This is a genomic window from Paenibacillus sp. FSL P4-0184, assembly GCF_038004625.1.
In the GTDB taxonomy this organism is placed as follows: domain Bacteria; phylum Bacillota; class Bacilli; order Paenibacillales; family Paenibacillaceae; genus Paenibacillus_AQ.
Genome location: NZ_JBBORN010000001.1, coordinates 1,056,513 through 1,082,119, shown reverse-complemented (window position 1 = coordinate 1,082,119; position 25,607 = coordinate 1,056,513). Strand labels below are relative to the sequence as shown.

The 25,607-nt window shown below is 43.6% G+C and carries 22 protein-coding genes; 15 read left to right on the top strand and 7 right to left on the bottom strand.

Annotated features, from left to right (window positions below):
• Positions 1 to 39: 39 nt before the first annotated feature.
• From MKY52_RS04620 to MKY52_RS04605, 4 genes are read left to right on the top strand one after another with little or no spacing between them, the layout of a single operon-like run.
• Positions 40 to 1,422 (top strand): 3' terminal RNA ribose 2'-O-methyltransferase Hen1, encoded by a 1,383-nt coding sequence (locus tag MKY52_RS04620; protein WP_341050106.1) that lies wholly within the window; start codon positions 40 to 42, stop codon positions 1,420 to 1,422.
• Positions 1,422 to 4,043, top strand: coding sequence for a polynucleotide kinase-phosphatase (locus MKY52_RS04615; RefSeq protein WP_341050104.1), 2,622 nt, complete (start codon positions 1,422 to 1,424; stop codon positions 4,041 to 4,043). Before MKY52_RS04620 ends, MKY52_RS04615 begins: the two co-directional genes overlap by 1 nt.
• A gap of 47 nt (positions 4,044 to 4,090) precedes the next feature.
• On the top strand, positions 4,091 to 4,648 hold the full coding sequence (locus MKY52_RS04610; RefSeq protein WP_341050102.1) for an RNA 2'-phosphotransferase: 558 nt from the start codon (positions 4,091 to 4,093) through the stop codon (positions 4,646 to 4,648).
• A 35-nt stretch (positions 4,649 to 4,683) separates the two neighbouring features.
• Positions 4,684 to 5,205, top strand: a complete 522-nt coding sequence (locus MKY52_RS04605) for a mismatch-specific DNA-glycosylase (protein WP_341050100.1) — start codon at positions 4,684 to 4,686, stop codon at positions 5,203 to 5,205.
• A 157-nt stretch (positions 5,206 to 5,362) separates the two neighbouring features.
• On the opposite strand, the gene MKY52_RS04600 is transcribed toward MKY52_RS04605, so the two are convergent.
• Complete coding sequence (locus MKY52_RS04600) at positions 5,363 to 6,298, bottom strand: MraY family glycosyltransferase (RefSeq protein ID WP_042124401.1); 936 nt, start codon at positions 6,296 to 6,298, stop codon at positions 5,363 to 5,365.
• A gap of 167 nt (positions 6,299 to 6,465) precedes the next feature.
• Between MKY52_RS04600 and MKY52_RS04595 the strand changes: the two genes are divergently transcribed.
• The gene (locus MKY52_RS04595; protein WP_341050097.1) at positions 6,466 to 7,167 is read left to right on the top strand and encodes a YjjG family noncanonical pyrimidine nucleotidase; all 702 of its coding nucleotides are present in this window, start codon (positions 6,466 to 6,468) and stop codon (positions 7,165 to 7,167) included.
• Positions 7,168 to 7,225: 58 nt separating this feature from the next.
• On the opposite strand, the gene MKY52_RS04590 is transcribed toward MKY52_RS04595, so the two are convergent.
• Entirely contained in the window at positions 7,226 to 8,203 is a 978-nt protein-coding gene (locus MKY52_RS04590; protein ID WP_341050095.1) for a ring-cleaving dioxygenase, read from the bottom strand.
• Between the two features lie 167 nt (positions 8,204 to 8,370).
• On the opposite strand from MKY52_RS04590, the gene MKY52_RS04585 reads away from it, so the two are divergent.
• From MKY52_RS04585 to MKY52_RS04575, 3 genes are all read left to right on the top strand, one after another.
• Positions 8,371 to 9,168 (top strand): AAC(3) family N-acetyltransferase, encoded by a 798-nt coding sequence (locus tag MKY52_RS04585; protein ID WP_341050093.1) that lies wholly within the window; start codon positions 8,371 to 8,373, stop codon positions 9,166 to 9,168.
• Between the two features lie 118 nt (positions 9,169 to 9,286).
• Complete coding sequence (locus MKY52_RS04580) at positions 9,287 to 10,219, top strand: manganese-dependent inorganic pyrophosphatase (RefSeq protein ID WP_341050092.1); 933 nt, start codon at positions 9,287 to 9,289, stop codon at positions 10,217 to 10,219.
• A gap of 183 nt (positions 10,220 to 10,402) precedes the next feature.
• Positions 10,403 to 11,509, top strand: a complete 1,107-nt coding sequence (locus tag MKY52_RS04575) for a Glu/Leu/Phe/Val family dehydrogenase (RefSeq protein WP_076283886.1) — start codon at positions 10,403 to 10,405, stop codon at positions 11,507 to 11,509.
• An 82-nt stretch (positions 11,510 to 11,591) separates the two neighbouring features.
• On the opposite strand, the gene MKY52_RS04570 is transcribed toward MKY52_RS04575, so the two are convergent.
• Complete coding sequence (locus MKY52_RS04570) at positions 11,592 to 12,275, bottom strand: peptidylprolyl isomerase (RefSeq protein WP_341053338.1); 684 nt, start codon at positions 12,273 to 12,275, stop codon at positions 11,592 to 11,594.
• A 204-nt stretch (positions 12,276 to 12,479) separates the two neighbouring features.
• On the opposite strand from MKY52_RS04570, the gene MKY52_RS04565 reads away from it, so the two are divergent.
• Positions 12,480 to 13,685 (top strand): MFS transporter, encoded by a 1,206-nt coding sequence (locus tag MKY52_RS04565; protein ID WP_341050090.1) that lies wholly within the window; start codon positions 12,480 to 12,482, stop codon positions 13,683 to 13,685.
• 92 nt (positions 13,686 to 13,777) lie between these two features.
• On the opposite strand, the gene MKY52_RS04560 is transcribed toward MKY52_RS04565, so the two are convergent.
• Complete coding sequence (locus MKY52_RS04560) at positions 13,778 to 14,176, bottom strand: hypothetical protein (RefSeq protein WP_341050087.1); 399 nt, start codon at positions 14,174 to 14,176, stop codon at positions 13,778 to 13,780.
• Between the two features lie 224 nt (positions 14,177 to 14,400).
• Between MKY52_RS04560 and MKY52_RS04555 the strand changes: the two genes are divergently transcribed.
• Both MKY52_RS04555 and MKY52_RS04550 read left to right on the top strand, forming a co-directional pair.
• The gene (locus MKY52_RS04555) at positions 14,401 to 16,299 is read left to right on the top strand and encodes an ATP-binding protein (protein ID WP_341050086.1); all 1,899 of its coding nucleotides are present in this window, start codon (positions 14,401 to 14,403) and stop codon (positions 16,297 to 16,299) included.
• Between the two features lie 114 nt (positions 16,300 to 16,413).
• A complete protein-coding gene (locus tag MKY52_RS04550) occupies positions 16,414 to 18,324 on the top strand; it encodes a HAMP domain-containing sensor histidine kinase (protein WP_341053337.1) in 1,911 nt (636 codons plus the stop codon).
• Between the two features lie 16 nt (positions 18,325 to 18,340).
• On the opposite strand, the gene MKY52_RS04545 is transcribed toward MKY52_RS04550, so the two are convergent.
• Complete coding sequence (locus MKY52_RS04545; protein ID WP_170880314.1) at positions 18,341 to 18,580, bottom strand: NHLP leader peptide family RiPP precursor; 240 nt, start codon at positions 18,578 to 18,580, stop codon at positions 18,341 to 18,343.
• 94 nt (positions 18,581 to 18,674) lie between these two features.
• Positions 18,675 to 19,610: a hypothetical protein gene (locus MKY52_RS04540; protein ID WP_341050085.1), complete on the bottom strand. Its 936-nt coding sequence runs from the start codon at positions 19,608 to 19,610 to the stop codon at positions 18,675 to 18,677.
• Positions 19,611 to 19,713: 103 nt separating this feature from the next.
• Here MKY52_RS04540 and MKY52_RS04535 point away from each other — a divergent pair, with 103 nt between their 5' ends.
• A complete protein-coding gene (locus tag MKY52_RS04535) occupies positions 19,714 to 20,007 on the top strand; it encodes a hypothetical protein (protein WP_341050084.1) in 294 nt (97 codons plus the stop codon).
• A gap of 41 nt (positions 20,008 to 20,048) precedes the next feature.
• Here the strand turns inward: MKY52_RS04535 and MKY52_RS04530 are convergent, their stop codons facing one another.
• Complete coding sequence (locus MKY52_RS04530) at positions 20,049 to 21,959, bottom strand: family 20 glycosylhydrolase (RefSeq protein WP_341050083.1); 1,911 nt, start codon at positions 21,957 to 21,959, stop codon at positions 20,049 to 20,051.
• An 84-nt stretch (positions 21,960 to 22,043) separates the two neighbouring features.
• Here MKY52_RS04530 and MKY52_RS04525 point away from each other — a divergent pair, with 84 nt between their 5' ends.
• From MKY52_RS04525 to MKY52_RS04515, 3 genes are all read left to right on the top strand, one after another.
• Positions 22,044 to 22,898, top strand: a complete 855-nt coding sequence (locus tag MKY52_RS04525) for an AraC family transcriptional regulator (protein ID WP_341050082.1) — start codon at positions 22,044 to 22,046, stop codon at positions 22,896 to 22,898.
• A 317-nt stretch (positions 22,899 to 23,215) separates the two neighbouring features.
• Entirely contained in the window at positions 23,216 to 24,862 is a 1,647-nt protein-coding gene (locus MKY52_RS04520; RefSeq protein WP_042185158.1) for a sensor histidine kinase, read from the top strand.
• Between the two features lie 25 nt (positions 24,863 to 24,887).
• On the top strand, positions 24,888 to 25,523 hold the full coding sequence (locus MKY52_RS04515; protein WP_042185164.1) for a response regulator: 636 nt from the start codon (positions 24,888 to 24,890) through the stop codon (positions 25,521 to 25,523).
• Positions 25,524 to 25,607: the final 84 nt, after the last annotated feature.

The following is a 25,607-nucleotide window of genomic DNA, read 5'->3' as shown; positions in this document are numbered from 1 at the left end:
CACAATTCAATAATTGTTAATTAAGGAGAGATGAAGCTTATGCATTTAATCATCAAGGCGACGGGGTCAGGAGCGGGGATGTTGTCCCATCTGCTGGCTAAAAACCCGCATAATTTATATGACAGGAGCGATAAAGAAGCTAGAGTGCGTATAGTATTCACTGCAGCTTCCGAAGAAGAGACAGAGGCCGTTATCTATGTCACACCAGATCCAATAGCTCTAGTTAAAGGAAATACAGCTCATAATGACATCACACAATATATTAACGATCGGGAGTTTGTTACGAGCAGCCGGTTCTGCTCTTATATCCGTCCAGCGCTAGGTACAGCTCTTAATGGAAAGCCTAAGGAAGTATTTTTGCCTTGGGTAGTTCACAAATTTCAATTGGAGCTGTCCTTTGGCCCAGTAGCATCGAACCTGCCTGATCACACGATTGAGGAACTGTTTCATGCACTTGGCTACGAGCTTGAGCTTGAAAGAGGAGATGCAGTGTATTCTTTTGATTTAAAAAGCCGCAGTTCTGCACGATACATTAGGTTGCGGGGAGAACAGACACTGCAAACGGCCCTTCGTCAACTGTTCATTCTGATTCCGGCATTAGATGATGATAAGCATTATTTTATCAGTGATGATGAGATTGAGAAAATCAGGCGTTATGGCGAAGGCTGGTTGGATAGTCATCCGTTGCGTGGGTTAATTCTCAAGCGGTCACTACGATTTGCTAATCTTATTAAGCAATTTGATGGTGAGGAATCCACCCCTTCTTCTGAAAAAGTGACTGTTACTCCTGCTGAGGTTTCAGCTGAGCCTAAAATTAGATTAAATGATCTGCGTTATGCGGCGATTGCAGAAACAGTAGAAGGGTTGGCTTTCAAGAGTAGTATTGTTGATTTTGGTTCCGGCGAAGGAAAACTTTCGGCAAGGCTCGGAAGTGTGCCGGGCGTTAAGCAGATCTGGGCGGTTGAGCCTTCCGCAAACGCACAGCTACGCGCAATAGACCGCTTCTCGAAGCTTGAAGACCGAGAAGGAGTTACCGTGCCGACGCCTGTTACAGGTTCTTTGTTCTACTTCGATGAATCGCTGCGGAACAAGGATATTATGATTCTATGTGAGGTTATTGAGCATATCGACGAATATAGGCTGGCTCGAGTGATGGAGACTATTCTGGCGGAATATAGTCCTAAGGTATTGATGCTGACTACACCGAACAAGGAGTATAACGAGGTGTATGAGATGGAATCGGAAGAAATGCGGCATAGTGATCACCGTTTTGAATGGGGACGAGCAGAGTTCTCCGAGTGGTGTATGCGCTGGACGAGCTCCTTTGATTATTCGGTTGATTTTAAAGGAATTGGCGAGGGTTCTGACGTTTTTGGATACCCGACGCAGATGGCGGTATTTAGGAAGGAGGGAGCATTGTAATGACTACAGAAGAGCAAAAAGAAAAGCAGCGAACCATTCTTTTTCCGCATGCAGGAATTATTGTATTGGTGGGTCCCTCCAATAGCGGCAAAAGCACTTTACTGCGTAGATTAGTAGATGAAGGCACGTTGTTGCAGACAGAAATCGTCTCATCGGATGATTTCCGTAGCATGCTTGGCGACACTGATTTTATGGATTGGAAGAATCGCCCCCGCGAAGAAGCAGATATTATTTTTAATGATTATCAGTTGCTCTCAAGTCTAGCCTTTGAAGCAATGAATTCAGTCATTGCCATGCGCTGCCGACTTGGAAAACTGACGGTGGTGGATGCTACACATCTGCAAGAGGAATACCGTAAGCAATATTTAGATTTAGCAGATAAGTATAATGTTCCATGTATGGCTTGGGTGCTCGATGTTCCAGAGGAAACGCTGCTGGAGCGGGATGTACAGCGTGAGCATCCACGAGGACGCCAGCGGGTCAAGCAACAATATGGACAGTTCAAGCGTTCGCTACGGAGTGTTAAGGACGAGGGCTTTGCCTCGACTTATTTTTTTAAAAATACGGAGTCAGTACTTTTTGAACGTAAGCAGAACCCGCTTTGGGTTGAAATCGATAAAGGACTTGATATAATCGGCGACATTCATGGTTGTTATGAAGAGATGATCGAGCTACTCGAAAGATTGGAATATAAGGAAGACGAGAAAGGGTTGTACAAACACCCCGAGGGTAGGCAGTTAATTTCTGTGGGGGATGTGATGAGCCGGGGCCCGGAATCGCTGAAGACGATGAGGTTTTGGAAAAAGCATGTAGATGCTGGAATCGCCCGCATGATCGACAGCAACCATGGCTGGAAAATCGCCCGCTACCTGGATGGTCGCAAAGTTACATTAAGTCACGGAGACGAGAATATCGCCGCTGAGCTGGAGGCATTTGCGCTAGAAGCAGGCGATGAGGAAGCAAAAAGGCTTAGGGATGAACTTAAACAGTTTCTGTTGTCCGCGCCTAGCCACTTGTTGGTTGGCCGCAATGGCGTGCGGCGGGTCGTAGTTACCCATGCCGGAATTCGCGATGAATTTATCGGCAAGCAGTCCAAACGGATTCAGGACTTCTGCCGATATGGGGACACTGATGGAATGGATGGCAAGGGTGCTCCTGTAAGGAAAGAATGGTATGTCGAACACGAATCTGGGGAGATCATCGTCTGGGGGCATGATCCTAGACCTTTCCCAACCGTGGTAAAAAATACAGTGAACATCGACCAGGGTGCTGTATTTGGTGGATCTTTAACTGCGTACCGTTACCCTGAAGGGGAATTTGTTAGTGTTAAAGCGAAACGCGATTATGCAGGTGATCCGGACAGTCCGTTAATACGTTGGGAGCGGGGGAGATTCTCACCGCCTAACCTGCGTAAATTCGTGGGAGGCTACTCAGTCCAGACTGACCTTTATGGTGAAATAACTGTGCGCGGAGAATTCGTTAAAGCGGCCATAGACACGGTCTCCCACTTTACGGTTCCACTTGAGGAACTGGTATATATCCCACCGACCATGAGTCCGCCGCCTTCAGTGTCTATAGATGAGAACTATCTGGAGCATCCGCGTGAAGCTTTTGCTTATTTCCGCGCACAAGGTGTGAAGACAATGATCGCGGAGAAAAAGCATATGGGCAGCCGGGCCATCCTATTGTTATTCCGTGATGAAGAGGCAGCATTACCGTATGTGGGCAGGCCGTCGTTAGGCACGATTTATACACGTACTGGCCGAGCTTTTTTTGACAGGGATACTGAATCTGAAGTGTTACGTAGGCTGAACGCGGATCTCGTGCAGGCGAATTATTTTGCGAAAAATAACACGGATTTGCTGCTCCTAGATGCGGAGATCGTACCGTGGAACTTGAAAGCGCGTGAGCTGATTTCCTCCCAATATGCACATGTGGCTGAAGCAGCACTGTTAGATCGGGAGCATCTTTTGGAGAAGCTGCGTGAGGCTGAAAGATCAGGGCGAGATGTTACCTCGTGGATACAGGAAATGGAGGAGAAGCTCCAGAATGCTCATCTTTTTAAGGAAGCTTTCCAAAAGTATTGCTGGGACGTAAGTGGATTAGAGGGGATTAAGATTGCTCCCTTCCATACGCTTGCGCATAGCGGACAAACTTTCTTTGAGCACAGCCATCTTTGGCATATGGAGCATAATCGTGAACTAGCGGAGTTGTCACCTTTATTTATGGAGACTGAATACCGCACGGTTTGTAATGAAGCGGACGAGGAAAAGATAATCCGTTGGTGGGAAGAGATGACGGAGGATGGGCATGAAGGGATTGTTATCAAACCGGAAACGTTTATAACACGTAATGGAGATAAACTGGTTCAGCCTGCACTCAAGGTGAGAGGGCGTAAATATCTGCATATTATCTATGGAATAGATTATTTACAGCCGGACAATCTTGTACGCCTCAAGCAGCGCAAAACAGGCAAAAAAGAGCGAAATGCCTTAATGGAATGTGCGCTTAGCCGGGAATCGGTGGAACGTTTTATTCGTAAAGAGCCGATAGAACGCGTACATGAATGTGTGCTTGCTGCGCTGTCTTTGGAGTCTGATCCTGTAGATCCACGGCTGTAGAGAATAGAATAGAATAGAAATGAGTTATGAATTGAGGTAGAAATATAATGTTAAGCAATGCTACAGAAGTGTCGTTAAGCAAATTTATGACTAAATTGCTCCGGCATACTCCAGAGCAGAATGGCCTTATTTTGGACCCGGAGGATGGTTCCTGTACGTTGGACGATTTGTTGTCCGTACTTGTGAAAGCTCCTAGATGGTCTGAGGTGACTGTGGGAGATATTCAGCAAGTGGTTGCAGGCTGCGAGAAGCAACGATTTGAAATCAATGGAGATCGGATCAAAGCTCGGTACGGGCATAGTCATACCAAAATTTCCTATGATCCGGGAATTCCGCCATCTACGCTTTATCACGGAACTCATGCTGGCGTTCTTTCAGTTATTTTGGAGGAGGGACTCCAATCAATGGGACGCCAATATGTTCATTTGTCCGAAGGGACACATTTTGCCAGTCTGGCCGGAAGCCGCAGAGGGAAATTGATTCTACTGACTGTTGATACGATTAGCGCTGGTCAAATGGGTGTAACTTTTTATTGTGCGGGTAATGAGGTATGGCTGGCGGACCCAATTCCGGCTTCCTGTCTTAATGTGTATACCCCATTGTAGAATTAGAACATCGTTTGGTTAGGAGGCATACTCACATGGATGGAATTTCAGATCACCTAGATCATGGATTACAGATTGTATTTATTGGTTTTAACCCGAGTATTCGTTCAGGTGAAGTGGGGCACCATTACGCGAATCCACGAAATAATTTCTGGAGAATCTTGCACAATTCAGGACTTACTCCTCGGCTATACGACGCGTCTGAGGACGGGGACCTACTTAAGCTGGGTTATGGTTTTACGAATATTGTTTCCAGGCCTACACGCGGAATCGACGATATTACCCGTGAGGAATATAATGAGGGCCGCGAATTTCTTCGCTCCAAGCTGGAATTGTATCGCCCACAGGTCGCCTGTTTTGTAGGAAAAGGTGTATATACAGAGTTTAGTCGTAGGACTAAAGCAAACTGGGGATTTCAAGGGGATGTACCTCCGAAGGTAGACGGTGTACGTGAATTTGTAGCTCCCTCTTCCAGTGGATTAGTGAGGATGCCTATGGAGGAAATCATAGGAATTTACCGTAGGTTAGCTGAGTTTACGCAAGAAAGCGACAGATGAGATGATGTGTTTGGCTGCAGAGGTAGGGCCTTAAAGACGTATAAACTTCAAACAATAAACGAGCAAGTTTCCAGATTGGAAACTTGCTCGTTTTTATTACTTCAATGGACTAGCCGATGCGATTGTTCTTGTACGATACTAATCCGCAAATAATACATCAAGTCTCGATCAATAACAGAATGATAGAGGATAAGGATAGACAAACGCTGATCAAGCATAACACGGCAACGACTTGCTTCTGGCTCAAACCTGCACGAAGCAGGCGGTAATGAGCCTGGGTAGCGTCGGCCTGATAAATGGACTTGCCTTGGATAAAGCGTTTGACGACGACAAAAATATTGTCGAAGATCGGAACGCCCAGCGCCAGAATCGGGATGAACAGCGACAGGGCCGTAGCTTGCTTAAACGCACCGTCGAGTGCGATTACCGCAAGGATGAAACCTAGAAAGGTAGCCCCGGCGTCGCCCATAAAGATTTTGGCAGGCGGTTTGTTATAGCGTAGATAAGCAATGGTGACACCGACGAGTGCAATCGCCATAATCGCAGAAGAGGATTGCCCCTTAGTTAATGCGACAATAAATAGTGTTATGGCCGAAATAGCAGTTAAGGCGCCAGCCAAACCATCCATACCATCCGAGAAATTAATGACAGTGGTTACGCCGAAGATCCAGATAATCGTCAATAGAAACTGTAATACAACGGGTAGAACGATATAATCCCCTGAGAAGGGATTGTAGAAGCCTGTAAATGCGTTGCCGGAAAGATAAACAAGAACAGCCGCACTAACCTGCACAATCATTTTGGGCAGTGCCGGGAAATCCTTACCTTTTGTTTTGTACCAATCATCTATGGTGCCTATGGTCAGCAGCAGTACGCCCCCTGCAAACAGCGCGACGGTTTCCATGGAGAATTCACGGGCAAATACCAGATAGGTAATGAAGAATCCAATGAATATGGCGTAACTGGCCGTAAGCGGTATAGGCTCTCTATGAATTTTACGCTCAACGTCCTGACGAGGCTTGTCCACAAAATCAAGTCGGAAAGCTAGTCTGCCGAGCGGCGGAATTAGAAAGTAGACGATAGAAAAAGACATTAGAAACGATAAAACGTATAATATGACGCTCACCACCGTTTTCTTTTTAAAATAACACAATTCGCTTAAAACTACCTTAAAAAAGTAAATTTTTGTCGTCTGACTGATAAGTTGACTTGATTGTATCACTGTAGTACCTTTTTGAGAAAAGAGTTTGGGGGATATTTATGAAATACGACGTTATTTTATTCGATGCTGACGATACATTGTTTGATTACGGAATGGCAGAAAGTCACGCGTTATCTAACGCATTTCTACATGTTGGGATGCCCACAGGTGCTGAAGATTATGCTGCCAGTTATCAGGAGATTAATCATGCGCTGTGGCGGGATTTGGAGCAGGGGAAGATTAGTTCTGCGGCATTACGCGTGGAACGGTTTAATCGGTTATTCGCTGCGAATGCGCTGGAGCTAGATCCTGAGGCGTTTAGTGAAGCGTATCTACGTTTCTTAGGCGAGGGGACCTTTCTGATTCAGGGAGCGATTGAACTGTGCGAGGAGCTTGCCGGCTGTCGATTAGCGATCATTACGAACGGAATTAAAGAAGTGCAAACTTCCAGAATCCAAGGATCACCGCTTAGTGAAACATTTGAGCAGATCATTATTTCAGAGGAGGCTGGTTGTCAGAAGCCGGAAACAGGGATTTTTGATTATGCTTTTGCCAAATTGAGGATTTGGGATAAGGAAAAAGTACTGATTGTAGGGGACTCCTTAACCTCTGATATTCAAGGCGGAATCAATTATGGGATCGATACTTGCTGGTTTAACCCGCTCGGTAAAGAGAATACGTCGGGTGTTCAACCGAAATATGAAATTCGAGTTCTGTCGGAGCTCTTAGACATTGTAGGCAAGACAACGGATCTTCAATAAAAAATAAGGTGTGAGCGCATCAGCGACTCACACCTTTTATTAAGTGAGCTGAAGAATCTTATTGCCGAGTATCCAGCGGCTTCAGATAAGCTTCGATTTGCTGGCGTTTCGATTCCAGAAATGGTGGCAGTGCAAGAGATTCGCCCAAACTTTCCATTGGCTCATCTGTTGCAAAGCCTGGCCCGTCTGTAGCTAGCTCAAAAAGAATGCCGTTAGGCTCACGGAAGTAAAGGGAGCGGAAGTAGAAACGATCCACGAATCCGGAGTTAGGAAGCTGAGCTGTGCGTATATGCTCGACCCATTGCTTCAATTCCTCCTCGTTATCCACGCGGAATGCTACATGGTGCACACCACCTCGTCCCAAATGTTCCTGCTCTAGATCATTACGTTCCTCTAGGTGAACCTCTGCACCTGATCCGCCTTCTCCAGTCTCAAATACAATCACATCTGGCTGGCCCGCAATTGTTGAAGGATAAGTGCCTTTGCGGCGGAAGCCAAGCAATTGCTCCAGTACAACCGCCGTATGCTCTGCACTTTCTACTGTAAGATGTGCAGGACCTAGGCCAACAATCCCATATTCAGCAGGTACCGGGCTTTTAGCCCAAGGGATGCCGCCGGCAACACCATTATCATTTTCGTCGGATACTAGAATGAAACGTTGCCCTTCGTGATCACGGAAGGCTAAAGTCTGGCGGCCACCGATTGTTTGAATCGTTTCATGCTCTACGTTAAGCTCGGTGAAACGCTGCTCCCAATAGGTAAGTGCAGCATCATTTGGCACTCGAAGGGAGAGCGCGGAGATGCTGTTATTGCCTGCACGGTTGCGGCCCGCCATCGGGAGTTCGAAGAAAGTTAATTCGGTTCCGGGATTACCCTTCTCATCACCATAGAATAAATGATACACTGAAATATCATCCTGGTTTACTGTCTTTTTAATGAGACGCAGTCCAAGTACTTCGGTATAGAACCTAAAGTTTTCTTGCGCTTTACCTGTAATTGCGGATACGTGATGTAGTCCTTTTAATGTTAATGTCATGTGTAATTACCTCCGTGTAAATGCTAAATGTGAGTAAGTTATATTGTGATCTTTAAAAGATTTAGTGAGTATTATTAAGTTGCTATAATTTTAATAGTAAAATACGATTTTTGCAAGTAGATGTTTATGAATCATAAAATCCAGTTCATACATAAGGAGAGCGTACAATGCACACAACAACTAGCTTGATGAAACAATTGCAGGAGCTAAAGCTTGATCCACACGGGACTATTCTGGTCCATTCCTCTTTAAAAAGCATTGGGGACGTAGATGGAGGCGCGAACACAGTACTGGATGTACTCAGTGAATATATGAAGGATGGACTGCTCGTATTGCCAACTCATACATGGGCTTATATTAATGCAGACAATCCAAGGTTCTCTGTTCAAGATTCCCCATCTTGTGTAGGGATATTACCGGAGTTGTTCCGTAAACGTCCAGGTGTTATTCGCTCTTGGCATCCGACACATTCTGTAGCGGCTTTAGGAGCAGATGCTGAGGAGTTCACTACGGGGGATGAACGCTGGGATACGCCGTGCGCCCGTGGTTCAGCATGGGGCAAGCTACTTGATCGAAAGGCGGAAATTGTACTGCTGGGAGTCGATCTTCGGCGGAATACGTTCATCCATGGCATTGAAGAGTGGGTCGATATTCCAGGCAGAATGACGGATACCCATGAGGAGCTATATACGGTGACGCCGGGTGGAGATGAAATCATGGTGCCTTCTCGCAGACATTGTGGCCTCTCTTGGTCGGAGCATTTTTGGAAGGTGGAGCGTGAGCTTGAAGAGGGCGGTGCCATGCGCAAGGGTAACTTTGGAGACGCGTTAGTCAGGGTATGTGGCGCGGTAGAAACGACGGATATCCTAAGCCAGATGCTGACAGAGAATCCGGACCTTTTCTCGGATAATGAGCCACTGCATGGGGAGGACAAGCCGGTACCACTTCCAAAGACTAGGGCGTGAGCAACCTTAGAAGAGGCTAATTGAATGCCGATAAAGCATTTTTCAAACCACACAATCTGGAAGCCGCTATCAATGTATGGTATATTAATCTCACTAAAACATAGTAAGGAGATTGGAAATGGAAAAAACTTTGGTTTTTGGACACAAAAATCCGGATACGGATACCATTTGTTCTGCAATTGCTTATACTGCACTCAAAAAGGAATTGGGCTGGGATGCTGAGGCCGTTCGTCTGGGCGAGGTTAGTGGTGAAACGCAATTTGCGCTTGATCATTTCGGAGTCGCTGCTCCTCGTCTGGTAGAGAACGTAGCTGGTGAAGCAAATCAGGTTATTCTTGTTGACCATAACGAACGCCAACAAAGTGCGAATGACATTGATCAAGTGCGCGTGGTTGAAGTTATCGACCATCACCGGATCGCAAACTTTGAGACTGCACATCCGTTATACTATCGTGCTGAGCCAGTAGGCTGTACAGCTACTATTCTTAACAAGTTGTATAAAGAAAACGGAGTTGCTATTCCTAAAGAAATCGCCGGATTGATGCTGTCTGCGATCATTTCTGATTCCTTGCTGTTTAAATCACCAACCTGCACTGCGGAAGATGTAGCTGCAGCACGTGAGCTTGCTGAAATCGCTGGTGTAGATGCAGAAAGCTACGGTCTCGACATGCTGAAAGCTGGAGCTGATCTTAGCGACAAGAGTATCGCTCAACTGATTTCCTTGGATGCAAAGGAATTTAAAATGGGTGAATACAAAGTTGAAATCGCTCAAGTGAACGCGGTGGATGTTAATGATGTTCTCTCCAAACAAGCTGAACTGGAAACTGCACTTACTTCCATTATTGCTGAAAAAGAATTGGATCTGTTTTTGTTTGTAGTTACAGATATCCTCAATAACGATTCTGTGGGTCTGGCTCTGGGTCGTGTTGCAGGTGCAGTAGAAACGGCGTACAATGTTAAGCTTGATGACAATAAAGCACTTCTCAGAGGTGTAGTATCCCGTAAATCGCAAATCGTTCCTGTTCTTACAGAAACAATTGCTAAGCTGTAACGCATTTTGACAATTGCACTCTATTCGGTGCAGTAGCATTCATATAAGAGCCACGTCATCCATTGAAAGTTATAAGGGTGACGTGGTTCTTTTTGTTTTACGACACATTCTGCTACAATACTTTGAGAGGTAAGAGTAACAACCAACATCTGGAATATAACAAAGAGATAGGGGATATTAAGAATGGAATTGTTTGCAGCATTGGAGCGGGACGATTACGAGGAACTGTTATTTTGTCAGGATAAAGCATCAGGATTAAAGGCAATCATCGCCATTCATGACACTACATTAGGGCCCGCGCTGGGTGGAACACGGATGTGGACCTATGCTACAGAAGAGGAAGCGATTGTTGACGCGCTTCGATTAGCGAAAGGGATGACGTACAAAAATGCAGTATCCGGCCTAAATTTAGGCGGTGGGAAAACAGTAATTATAGGGGATCCCAAGAAGGATAAGAATGAAGCGATGTTCCGTGCTTTTGGAAGATACATACAGGGCTTGAATGGACGTTACATAACAGCCGAGGATGTTGGCACTACAGAAGAAGATATGAACATTATTTATCAGGAGACAGATTATGTTACAGGTACATCTCCTACTTATGGTTCCTCGGGTAATCCATCACCAGCTACGGCTTACGGCGTATACCAAGGGATGAAGGCAGCGGCCAAAGCAGCGTTTGGCAGTGATTCGCTCGAAGGAAAGACTGTAGCCGTTCAAGGCGTTGGGAATGTGGCTTTTTCGCTGTGTAAGCATCTTCATGAAGAGGGCGCTCAGCTTATCGTAACCGATATTCATAAAGAAGCTGTGGGGCGCGCAGTAGAGGCTTACGGCGCCAAAGCAGTCGATCCCGCAGATATTATCAGTACAGACTGTGATATCTATGCTCCATGCGCACTCGGAGCAACGATCAATGATGAGTCCCTCCGGGTAATTAAGGCGAAGGTGATCGCAGGCGCAGCCAACAATCAGTTAAAAGAGGCCTATCATGGCGATACTCTGCACGAAATGGGCATTGTGTATGCTCCTGATTATGTGATTAATGCTGGTGGCGTTATTAATATTGCGGATGAACTGAATGGTTATAATAAGGAACGTGCGTTTAAGCAGGTTTCAAAAATTTACGATAACATCACCCGCGTGCTGGAAATCTCACGTCTAAATGGAATTCCTACTTCTGTTGCGGCAAATCAGCTTGCAGAGGAGCGGATTTCCTTATTAAGAAATACTCGTAGTACTTTCCTGCGTAACGGTCAACATGCTCTTAGCAGAAGATCACTACGGGGATAAGACGCTTAGGTACTTTCATTAGTCTTTCACAAGCAAAAACGCCGTTGGCATCCTTTAAGGACGCCAACGGCGTTTTTGCTTATTATTGTACCTTTTGTGGTTCTGGGTAAGTGACGCCCAGTGTGTCGACGGTTACTTTCTTCATCACTGGTGGCTCTTCTGGACGATCTGAACTGTCTGTTTTCAAGCCAACAATGGATTTAACCACGTCCATGCCTTCGGTAACTTTACCAAAAGCGGCATAGCTTCCATCTAGACTAGGATAAGCTGCATCCATAATAAAGAACTGGGAACCGGCAGAATCTGGAGCCTGCGATCTTGCCATGGACAGAACACCTTCCGTATGCAACAAGTTATTAGTAAACCCGTTTCCAGAGAATTCTCCAGCGATGCTATATCCTGGGCCACCCATACCGGTACCATCAGGGTCACCGCCCTGAATCATGAAGTCAGGGATCACTCTATGGAATATGGTGCCGTCATAAAATCCTTTTTGAATCAGTGAGATGAAGTTGTTAACAGTGTTAGGGGCAACTTCAGGATAAAGCTCGGCTTTGATGATGCCTCCGTTATCCATCTCAATGGTCACAATGGGGTGGCTTGCTGTAGCTGAAGGGAGTCCTTCGTTAGCCGCAGCATTTGTCTCGCTGCTTGCGTTATTTCCTGCTGCTCCACTGTTGCTTCCATTATTACTGCTGGCATTGTTATTGGTAGGCTTATTACCGCAACCTGCTGCAATAACCATCACCAGGCATAACATGACCATTAGGATAGCAGATCTTGCTCGTGTAGACTTCACTAATCAATCTCTCCTTTTTCTTGAATAATCTCGTAGGTACTTCTCATAATAACCTCTTTGTCCCTTTACATGCAAAGGTCAGTTATGACATGTGGGATTGGCACATTCTCAAAAGAGGTTTACAATAATAGGAATGTTTCCGCGAGAACATCAAGAAAGGATGTGTAGATCATGCGCTTTTCATGGAAACGGAACTTGATCGTGCTTTGGGTGGGTGTCTTTTTTTGCAGTACGGCGTATTCGATCTCTATTCCGTTCCTCTCTATTTTTTTGAGTGACGAGCTTGGGGTTACGAATCATTTGGAAATTTGGTCTGGGGTTAGCTTTGGCATAACCTTTCTAGCCAGCGCTTTAATTTCTCCCTACTGGGGTTCCCTCGCCGACAAATATGGTCGGAAGCCGATGCTTATTCGCTCGGGCTTCAGTTTGGCAGCCTTATATCTGATTAATTACTTCGTGCATGATCCTTACGTCTTTCTGATCGTGCGCGTACTACAAGGATTGCTTGCTGGATTTGTTCCGGCTGCGATAGCCATGGTGGCTACGAACACACCTGAGGATAAGACTGGTTATGCGCTGAGTATTATGTCTACAGCCGGAGCAACGGGCAGTATCATTGGTCCATTGATCGGTGGCGTAGTGAGCTTTTACACAAGCAATCGGGTTGCTTTTTTATTCTCAGCAGGTATTGTACTCGTTTCGGCACTTATCGCTACTTTTTTTGCTAAAGAAGAGAATTTTGACCGATCTGCTCCGAGGTCTCATGTAAGTGATGATATCAAGGAAGCGCGAAGCAATCGCGCATTTATGACTTTGCTATCGCTGGCGGGGATAAGCACCTTTTCTGTTATGATTCTGGAGCCGCTTATTCCTATACATCTGCTAGACATGGGAATCGCCAAAAGCAGCGCCTCGCTAAGCTCAGGCATTGTATTCTCCGCTGTGGGTATTGCTACTGTGCTAATGGCTCCGCAGTGGGGGAGAATCGGAAGCCGGAAGGGCTTCGGGATGATCTTGTTCATTGGATTAATCGGTGGAGGTATCGGTAATATTCTGCAATTTTTTGTTACAGGGTATGTGGAATTCGCCGTTCTTCGTTTTGCCTACGGCTTGTTCTATGCAGGTGTGCTTCCATCTGTAAATGCAATGATTGTACAAGTGATTGAGCCCGGGTTTCGCGGACGTGCTTTTGGTCTCAACCAAGCGGCATCTCAACTCGCGACAATGGCCGGGCCTATTATAGGCGGCTTACTTGGGGCTTTTATCCAGATCCGCTGGGTGTTTGTGATTAATGGGGTGATGCTGCTTGTAGCAGCGGTATTGGTGAAGACCCGCAAGCTGGATGCTCAAATCGCAGCAGCGCGTTCAGTAGAATAACCGGCAGCTCAAGAGTAACCCTTACTGAGGAAAGTGCTCATATTGAAAAACAAATAAAGCCGCCGGATCCTAGCCCGGCGGCTTTATATAGTCTAATCTCCCTGTGATCCGTTTAATAGGTCCGTTCCAGGCATGCCATCAACTGGTGGTGAAGCAGGGTCGATGATGGATCCTGGATACACCTCATCTGCATCAGGAATATCTTCCAGTGGCGGATCCTCCTCTTCCATCTCTAACAGCTCCTCGTCCTCAGCATTATCGCTGCTTGTTAGTCCTGCCGTTTCAGCAGCCAGGAATGCATCGGATTCCAGTAAGTCATTTCTTTCGAGTGTTTCCTCAGGTTGGTTTAAACCAATATCCGCCGCTAAATATTTATCGCCAACCAACACGGGGTCGGCATCTTCATTGACAACATCCTCTACATCAATATCAGCTTGTATATAACGTTCATATGCAAAATCGGCTTCAGTTTTATTAGGTGTATCTTCCATAGCCGTTCACTCCCTCGGTAGGTTAAGATTTGGACTTCTCATATGTATCTTTACCCGATTGCCTATGATCGAATCGTTTTATAAATAATCAGGGTAATAACGCCGATAAATAACGTCTTTTTTCGAGAAAATTTACAAGAATAGGCAGGAATAGTGCGAAGGTTGTCGAAATTAAGAATCATATATGATCATTTAAACAACTAATGAATTACTGAGGTGCTACGATGAAGTTGCCAACACCAAAGATAGCAGCTACTTTGCTATTATTTCTATTGCTAACAGCAATAGTGCCTTACGGTGCGGCGATAGTGAGTGCTGGATCATCAGACTCTGCGCTGCCAAGTTGGGAGATTAGATTTGGAAATACAGAAGCAGAGACTGTCGAAGAAGCTGTAGCAGCTTCAGATGATGAATGGATTCGCGTAACGCCTCATAATCACAAACCAGAGACGCCAAAAGGTACATCCTCAGCGTGGCTCCGGTTTTCTTTGCCGCAAATGAGCGAGAAATCCGCGTTATTCATTAATAAGGTTTATGGAAATAGCGTCAAAGCTTATGTGAATAACGCGTTAGTATATGATTCTGAGAATAAATACAATTTCAACGGCAGCAAAATTCTAATTCCTTTATCCACAGAAGATGGAGGGAAGGAACTATACATATGGACACACGGAGGAAGCAAGGATTTAGGAATAGAAGGCGAAATAAGGGTAGATCGCTACAGTAAGCTGTTGTCCATTTATGTGAAGCAGGGCTTAATGGATATCATCATTGGGATGACGTTTATCTTTATAGCTATTGTTCTGTTTATTTGTTCATTATTCTTGAGAAAAGGATTTTTTACGGACGGATTTTTGTTGGTGTTAATTCTCTTATCCATTGGAGTCATAGTGGTTACGTATTCTTCGTTTTTGCCGATCATCCTCGGGGATTATGGGAAAATCGTGCTTGTATTCTTTGATTTAGCGTTGTACACCTTGTTGCCATCCGTAACCTTTTATTTTGAGAAAATATTCGGTTCAGGGAAAAAACAAATCGTCACCCGATTCCGTAAGTTTCAATTGGTTTATTCTATATTCTGTCTTTCACTAATGGTTATTAATATCCTTCTGTCGTATCAGCTGGAAGACTTTTATAGATTCATGACTGCTGATATTCTAGGCATCATTATGATTGTGCAATTTATATTATTGGTAAGCTTAGCGTTTATTCATACTTATCGCGGCAATGGGGATGCTATTGTTTTTACTACAGGATTTACAATCTTTGCATTTATATCTCTTGTCGAATTGATCGTATACTACATATCCAGAGAATCCTATCAATTATATTGGTGGAAGTGGGGGATGATGGTTTTCGTATTATCCTTAATCGTCATTCTGGGGAGAAGGTTTACGAGAAACCATGAACAACTCGTTGAATATTCTCGTAAGCTTGAGACGTTTAATAATGATTTACAGCGTTCCGAGAAAATGGAGATTATAAGTGAATTGGCAGCTTCTGTAGCGCATGAGGTACGGAATCCTTTACAGGTAACCCGTGGTTTCCTTCAGATCCTAGGAGAACGCTCAGATTATAAGGAGAGGGAATATATGCAGATGGCTATCGCAGAACTGGATAGAGCTACGGTTATTATCTCAGACTTCCTTACCTTTGCTAAGCCAGGGCTAGAGACCATTGAGAGGCTTGATGTATCCGAGGAGTTACGGCATGTGTCGGGTATTCTCGCTCCGCTTGCGAATTTGCAAGGGGGAGTCATTGAACTCAACCTGCAGTCGGAACTCTGCGTGATTGGATCATCTGCCAAATTTAAACAAGCGTTTATTAATATTATAAAAAATAGCATCGAAGCTTTGCAGGATAATGGACTTATTAGAGTTACGGCCTGGAAATCCGAAGCCCATGTAATGATTAGTGTACGTGATAATGGAGAAGGGATGAATGGTAGTGAACTGGCCCGATTGGGTGAGCCTTATTACTCTAATAAAACAAAAGGAACAGGACTTGGACTTATGGTAACCTTCCGAATAATTGAGGCGATGGAAGGGACAACTGAGTTTCAAAGTGAGAAGGGGGAAGGAACGGAGATTATCATTAAATTGCCAACGGCTAGAAAAAATTAGGAGAATTTAATGATTATTCCGTTTTTTAGAAGGAAAGGGTAGCATAGTGAGCGAAGTAGTAACACACAGAATATTGTTTCTGAAACTTCCTTCTGAGGTGCCTATATGCGCTTGATGGTTAGAATACTCCACATTACAATCACCCTTTCACTCCTCTTGATAGGTTGTGGATCTATTATTGTATCGGCAGCGAACCCAAATTCATCCCAAGAAATTACAAAGTGGCAAATGAAATGGGGGGATGAAACAGGAAATGCAGGACAAGAGATTCCGTGGAGTGAAGGCCAGCAAAGCTGGATGAACGTAGATTCTAAGAAGGAACTCCCAGAGTTACCTTCAGGAGTATCCTCTTCTTGGACCCGCATTTCCTTACCCGATTTAAGTTATGTGTCTCCTTCGGTGTATATCGATACTTTATATGCTCTTCATGTGAAAGTGTATGTGGAGGATCGTTTGATCTTCGAGGAAAATCGTAAATATATCAAGGATAACTATTCTTTGCTGTTGCCTTTAAGTAAAGAAGATAACGGGAAAACACTATATATCTGGACAGAAACCATGCAAGACAGAATTGGAATTAAAAAAAGTGTAATGATCGGTGAACATAGTCAATTAATTAATGAATATATTGAGAATGGACTAAGTGATGTGATTTTGGGCTGCGCTTTTTTTCTGGTGGCTATCGTTCTATTTATAAGTGCTCTATACATAAACAGAGATTATTTCTCCAGTGTTGCTTCACTAGCAGTGGTTATAGCGGCTACCGGAATCCTTTCTATAACCTACTCCCCCTTCATCTATACCTTTTATAATAAATTGGGGCCAATTAGTAACGTATGCTTAGACTTAGCCCTTTTTTCACTTCTCCCAGCGCTTACCTTTTTATTTGAGAAATTATTCGGTAGTGGTAAATTCAGTATCATTCGAAAATTTCGTCAATTTCAAGTGCTTTACTCTTCTTTTTGTTTGTTATGTCTTATAATCAATCTCCTATCAAATAATCGCTATATTGAGTTCTATTATTTTATTTCTACCACCATTATAGGGTTTATCCTTATCCTCCAATTCATCCTGCTGATCGCATGTGTGGTTATGTTCTCTCTTAAAGGAAATAAAGATGCTATTGTGTTTGCCATTGGATTTGGAACCGCTGCGTTTACTGTAGTTGCAGAATTATTATGGTATTACATCCAAAAAGGGAATTATGATTTGTTCTTGTGGAAGTGGGGGCTGGTTGCTTTCATTATTTCCTTGATCGTAATTCTGGAACGAAGATTAGCCTATAACCATCAACAGGTTGTTAATTACTTTAGAGAACTAGAGCGTTTCAACAATGAATTGGAGCGTTCGGAAAAAATGGAGATCATTAGCGAGCTTGCTGCATCCGTAGCTCATGAAGTAAGAAACCCACTACAAGTCACCCGGGGATTTCTTCAGCTGCTTAGCGAGAAATCCGTTAACGAAGAGCAAATTTATATGTCAATGGCCCTAAGTGAACTAGATCGTGCATCCAATATTATTACAGATTTCTTAACCTTTGCTAAACCAGAATTTGAGACAATCTCTAGTCTGAATTTATATGATGAATTCAAACATATTGAGAGTATTATGCAACCCCTGTGTCACATCAATGGAGGAAAAATGATTCTGGATGTATCCGGTCAATTATGGGTAAAAGGAAATTCCTCGAAATTTAAGCAGGCGTTCATTAACATTATCAAGAACAGCATTGAATCATTCAGTGAAGAAGGGTTCATTTATATGTCGGTGTACGGTGAAGATGATAAAGTGATTATTCACATCAAAGATAACGGGGAAGGAATGGACCCTGATGTTCTGCACCGACTGGGAGAACCATATTTCACCAAGAAAAATAAAGGAACAGGTTTAGGATTGATGGTCACCTTCCGCATCATTGAAGCTATGCAAGGTGAAGTGAGATTTACAAGCAAAAAAGGAGTAGGAACCGAATCCATTACCATACTGCCATTGGCAGAAGCTCCGGATGATTCCTACTCCCTATGAGGTTAATCCTGCTGTCTTACCAAGAACCGCGTGGTGCTGCGGTTGCTTTCAATACATCTGATGATGGACTTGGTGGGATTACAAGATAGAATTCATTTGAACCTTCTTCAACGGCTTTCAAGGTAACGCTGTCGGGAATGATTACGCCTAGCGCTTCTTGGAGAGCTGCTTTTGGATCTGCGAGTAGTCTTTGCTTAAAACTTGGATCTTCCCATGCCTTTTGAATGACTTGATTTCTAAGAACTGCTTCTGACATAATAATCACCCTTTCAGAAATGTATATATTTACCTTTAATAATATAACATAGCAATTGTGCTAATACTATTCTTTTTATTACAAAATAATAGAATTATTGTATATTTTTTGACAAATAATAAAACAAGCCTCCACCTTGTAAAAGCTGCTTTTCTGCTTCGATAGAATCTGAGATCTGTTGTAAGTTCGTCACCAACATGGAGTGGAATGCTAGGAGATGAGGTATATCTAAGCTGGAAGCCATTACTTTGCGATGCGTATCCTGCGCTAGCTCAGCATAGGTACGTAGTCCGTTTGCTGTAAACAGGAAGAATTCGACCTCTTTTGATGTGAGTGTGGTTGCTTTATCAGTGGATAGATAGCTTCGTGTGAGTGAGAGGAGACAATTATAGCTGCCTTCTGATAAATCTTGGTTCCAGTCTTCATAGTCGTCAAGCATTTGCAGTGTAAGTAGAACAGAGTCGATCATTTCCTCAGACTGCGGTACAAGAGAATCCTTACCAGATAGCAGAAGGGCAGCGGTACTGGATAGTTTGAGCGGACTGGCTTTATAAGGGATCTTGATCCGATCATTAAGAAAATAATCACTGGTGGTCTCATTACTAACACTGTCTGCCCATTGAGCGATATAACGATTGAACGATGTCCAGAAAGAGGAGTCATTCGGAAACAAAAGTCTGTAGATATTCAAAAATTCAACATAGAGTAGGTTCGCTAAAGGTAGTCTTTCGTATGTAGAGGATTCTTTGCTGTCCATCAGGTCATCCTGTATGAAAAAATATAGCATGAAGAAGACATTGCCCATCGACATTTGACGGGTAATTTCTGCTGAGAGCCCACAGCTTTTCTGAAGCCAAAAGGGCAATAGATAACATATGTAATTTTTGTGGCTTTCCGCATTGAATACGTTAAAATGTTCAAGATAGGACATGCCTTGTGAATTTAGAGGCTCAGGAAATTCGGAGATGATCTTTCTACTTTCTTGAAATACTAAGCGGAGTTCTTCTTCGTAATCATTTAGCCAATCCATTGCATCCCTCCTACAATAAAATTGCAAAAAACTGGTTCTTTCGCCCTGATTATATCCTTCTCTTTATTCCATTACAACTAAAATTTAGGAGGTTTAAGGACGAATGGAGTGTTATACTTTTGGACAAATGCTTATGACTATTCGAATGGGGCAAAAGGCTGAAACGCCAGACGGCCGCATTGTGATGCGTACCTCTGCGGGACTTATTTGGACCAATGGGATATTGAATGGAAAAACAGTAAAAATCAAAGATTATTTGTTCTCTGATCTGTGGCAAATCTATGAGGATGAGGAAAGCATGAAAGAGGGAATTGGCAGAGAAAAGCATGAAAAGCGGGAGCGGGAAATGCTTGAAAATCAATATGAAGAGCTGCGCTTAGCGAGTCGGAAACGTTGAATTCAACGTTCGACTCGCCAATTGCAGCTATGAAAAGGAAATTACTTCGATTTCAATGCTTCGTATTGACCTCTAAGACGTAGAAGTCTCCAAATACTTTGATCTAAGCCACCGATTCGGTTGCGCTCGGTCCACAATAGACGATATTGATGAAGAAGAACATTCAAATCATTGATTTGCTCCGTAATCAGATTAGGGTCAATCGAATCTGGCGCGGATGCCAACTGCAGTTTAATTCTTCCAAGCTGCACAGCGTGCTTCACAAAATGGATTCCGTTACTCAGTTCCTTAAGAACAAGATCAGCATCATCACATTGAAGATCAAGCCCCGAGAGACGTGCCTCGATAGAGAGCATGTATTCTTCGAGATTGTTGAAATGCTCTTCGGTAAGTTTCTCTACAATTAATAAATTGTCGAGATTAGTACGAAGAAGCAGGGACATTTCCGTATCATTTGAACGAATAATCTCGGATTCAAGCTGATAGTAATTGCCGAGATCGAGAAGTAATTGACCAATACCCTCGGAACGATCCGCGAAGATGAATGTATTTAAATATTTTGCAGTGTCTACATCTAGATTGTTATCTACATTCCAGGAAAGCGCAGCACCATAAACATATCCAGTGTAGCTGATTGGGAGATGCTGCCAATGCCCGTGATCACCCCAATCGGTAATGAGATAGCCGATAGAACCATTATTTTTGCCATGAATAGCTGCACTACGCAGATTGGCAAACATATTGTCGCTACGCCCTGTAATGGAGTTCCATGAGCTGGTACCTGGGCAGACATAGAAAGGAATGCCTGCTTCACGGAATTTGAGGGTATCCGACTCAAAAGGATGTTCTGCACTGTAACCCCATTCCATAGCAATAATATCTTTAGGCAGGTGAGGGATCAGTTCGGGATGTTGGATAATAATATCGCCCCAGAATTGCATCGTCTTGCCGCGTTTCGTAACAAGCTCATAAATCTTCTGAAGAAAAGATAAATAGATCTGACCTTTACCTTGTGATTCAGCCAGCGCTTTGCTTTTGCCAAGACCAAGCTCATACGTCTCATCACAGCCTACATTAAATTGATTAGAGGAGAAGTATGGAAGCAGATCGTCGAACATTTTTTCTAGCAGAGGGAGCACGGCGGGATCTTCGGTATCAAACGTACCGGGATGCATGAATAGTCCTTCTGGATATACATCCCCCATGTACAATTCCTTGGGAAGCATAAATCCCTCTGGAATTTCGGCTAAATCATTGAATTCAGGACGGGAAAGCCAGCCTTCCATATGTCCAAAGCTGTTCTGGTTTGGAACAAGCTCAATATAACGCGCCTTACAGTAGGCATCTAGAAGCAAGATTTCTTCTCCTGTGATTGGAGTCTCAAGCTCCCACACTTGAGGGAAAGATTCGTACGCGAACGGCGTACCTTCTATATATAGCTGAAGCTGGTTCATCTTTAGATCGGCCATAAGGTCAATGATTCGGTACAAGGTTTCTTGCTTTGGAATTTTATTGCGGCTGATATCAACGGTTATTCCTCTAGCTCCAAAATCAGGTTCATCGCGAATATGCAGATGAGGAATAGACCTGCCGCTTTGTTCAATGATTTGTTTCAGAGTGGCTACTGCGTAGAAGGCACCGACAGGTGAGCTATAGGAGACAACGATACCGCTCTGATCAATAACTATTTCGTATGCCTGCTCAGATAATGACGGCACATAGCTAAAGATACAAGCGGATACAACCGTTGGACGTGTGCCAATAGATAAGGTCAAATGAAGATTTAAGGCTTGTTTAATCACTGCTTGCAGCTTTTGTGCAGCAGGCATTGAACTTTGCTCTCCCGTACTAGGAAGCACAATGCTTCCGCTTATTGGGAAACGGTATGAGTCTTGTGACAATGTGATTTCACGCGGATTAGGTAGAAGCAGTAGTGTAGAATGATTAAGCATAGCGTGGACACCTCTTATTCATGTAGAATATGATCAACTTCACAATAACCTTATCACTACTAAACAGAGGGGGGAATGTCTATAATGTCCAAGCGCATGGATTATATGATCAGTCCATATCCAATACGAATTATTGATCCGAAGGTTGAGTCCTCTAAGCTGAAGCTTAAAAATATTAGAGTAGGACAAGCCGGCCATTTGCCTGGAAGAACGTTATTCCGTTCAGGCGTAGTTTTTGAACACTGGGCTATTGTTTACATAGTATCAGGTGGTGGCACCTATATGGAGACTTCAGGGAAAGAACAGCAGGTGCGTGAAGGCAGCTTATTCTTTTTTCGCCCAGGATACAGTTACAATTTCGGCCCACCACCTGGAGGGAGCTGGGATGAGTATTATATTAATTTTAATGGGACACGTGTATCGGAATGGCTGGAGTCGGGTCTAATCGCTGGCGGGAATGTGTTCCAAGCGAATTCGATCATAGGTCTTTCGACCTTATTTGAAGAGGTACTACAACGAATGGAGAGTGGAGAACCTGCAGATGCGGATCGGGCCGCACTACTCGTTGAAAGGATGCTATTGGAGTGTTCTTTTATAATAGAAGAAAAAAGTTGGAATGCTCAGGCAGATTATATGCGTCAGATTCGGGAGGACCTGAATTTATGCATTTATGGTGAAATGGACCTAGAGCAAATTGCGGCAAAACATCATATCTCGATGTCCACCCTTCGTCGTCTTGTTCGGCGTAGTAGCGGGTATCCACTTCATGAATATATTCACCGCCTTAAAATGGCTGAGGCCAAAAAGCTGCTTCTCAACACTTCATTACAAGTGAAAGAAATATCGGGCATGCTTCATTATAATGATCCATTCTATTTTTCACGTTTATTTAAAAAGTATATGGGGATTGCGCCACAGCTTTGTCGTAGTAACATTTAAATCGACATCATACTACTAGAGTCCCAATGTGAATTGTTATAATTGTATAATTGTTGTCGTTTTATAAGATATGTTGAAAATTATGGGTTAATATTACATAAATACGTTAGTTCTTAATAACTATAGTGGATAAAATTACAAATTTTAGGTATAAAACCTTCTAAAAAAATAATTAATTTTTTGTAACTATTTTTCAAATGGAAGCGCAAACATGGAAGATGTCAACTTGTTATTGTGATTTTTCTCATGTATGATGCTTTTATCGAGCACAGTACAATCTCGCATTTTCCAAAAAAACTGGAGAATAGGGTGGTGGGATGAAAATCAAACCAACTGCAGAAGACAAACTGATTGAGTATTACCGGTACTTCTCTTTGTCCCTCACATCGCTCATGTATCTTCTAGATAAAACGGGACCTTCCGTAATTTATAAATCCCTTGTTATTGCCATACTCTTTCTGTTTGCACAAACGTTCTCATTTTTTTATCGGAGGTTACGAAGCAGGCCAAAGACCCTCGTCCTGGCTGTTAGTATAGAGATGGTGGGAATTATTGCATTGACCTTGTTTACCGGTGGGTATGAGAGTTCCTTTAGGCTCTATGTGCTAAACCCTGTATTGATTGCTGCGGGCTCATTGTCCATTTATTTTGGATGGTCGCTGCTTTTAAGTTACATCAGTATTTTTGCGGTGCTCTGTTATTTTTTTATTAATTCTGCGAACAAAACTTTTTTGGAAATTGTATTTGTAAATGGGAATCTGTTTCTAACACTGGTACTTACGGTTATAATAATGCAGATCGTTAATCGGATGAAGCGGCAACGTGAAGAATCGAATGCTCGCACGAAAGAGACGATGGAGCATATCAAATCGCTGTACCATATCGTGGAAACCTCAAGCCAACATGATTTCATGAATATCGGTCAAGTGATCACCGATTATGTTGTTAAGCTAACGAAGCTGGATAAGGCTTTGTTTTGGTTCGCCAAGAAAAGCGGAGAACCAGCACCGCAGAGCAGGCAGACCGGCTGGCAGCAGGAAGAGGAACAGTTCTTATTCTCAGAGCTGGGAAAACATGAACATGAATGGAGATTGCAGCGAGAGCCTATTTTTAGAAATCTTCCGGGATTAGGAGATTTCCTGCTGATGCCTGTACGGATGAGCACCCGATTTGTAGGGATGATTGGACTCAAGCTGGAGTCTACAGAGGGGCTGGAAGGCCGCAGATGGTATATTCAACAATTGATATTCTTATCTGAGCTAAGTGCGAATATTCTTGAAAGGCATGAGCTTGGTGTGATTGAGAACCGGTTGATCATCACGAACGAACAGAACCGGATTGCGGATGAAATGCACGACAGTGTATCCCAGAGCCTTTTTGGTATTGTGTATGCGACGCATTCGCTGAAGGAATCGTGGAAGAGAATGTCAGATCATGAGCTAGAAGAACAAATTGAGCTTATTCATGACTCTGCTACAAAGGTTGCTAAAGAACTGCGGATCACGATCTACAGTCTTAGCTCCAAGAAGAGTGGCGGGCCTACATGGCTCGGTATGGTAAGATCACATTTGAAGAGCTTATCCAGATTAAATGATGTTGATATTGAATTAAAAATAACGGGAGATGATTTCAGTCTCCCGTATCCTTACCACAAGGCGCTTTTTCGAATTATCTCCGAAGCCACTGGTAATGCCATCAGGCATGGTGCTGCCAGTCGAGTGGATGTAGAACTGTCTCTGAAGCCGACTTGGATTCGATTATTGATTTGTGATAATGGTGTTGGTTTTGATACTGATTTGTTATGGATTGAATCCGAAGATAGTGCGAGTGGGCTTGGCATGAAGAATATGCAATATTTGACGCAGTCGCTAGGTGGCGACTTCCAGCTGTCCAGTAATGAAAATATGGGAACGAGAATCTTGATTTCCATTCCTGTGGGTGTAGCTGAATTAAAGAATGCATAAACTTTAGGGCGGGAGGTCGTTTCTAATGAAAATCGTCATTGTAGATGATCATCCTCTAGTTAGAAGAGGGCTGGCATCCGTTATTTCGATGCAACCGAATGTGAAGTTTGCTGGAGAGGCGACGAACGGCCAAGAAGCGCTTCTTGTGATTGAGGAGACGCAGCCTGACCTTGTACTCATTGATCTTAAACTAGCGGATGAATCAGGACTTGATGTCATCAAGAAAGCGCGTGCTCGTGGAATCGTTAGTAAGTTTATTCTGCTGACATCCTCTGCAAGCAGAGAGGATTTTCTGAAAGCTGAGGAAGTGCTGGTAGACGGATATGTACTGAAAGAGGCATTGCCAGAAGAGTTACTATTTGCTATCCAGTTGGTCCATAAAGGAAGAAAGTATTATGATCCTGGTCTGATGGAAGATAAGATGCGAATGAGTGAAAGCAGTCCGACAGATGAATTGACCCCGAAAGAGAAGGAAGTCTTAATCGAACTAGGACAGGGCGCTTGCAACAGAGAAATTGCCTCACGTCTTTTTATTAGTGAATTTACAGTGAAAAAGCATGTCAGTCAGATTTTAGCGAAATTACAGGTGGCAGATCGTACACAGGCAGCGCTTTACGCAAATGCTGTCGGATTGACCAAATATGAAATGTCTTATGAGTGAAAGTTGAACTAATTTATAAGCATTGTATATAAACACGGACTGGATGTCCGTGTTTTTTTGTGCGTCAAAACTTAAATTAGCCCT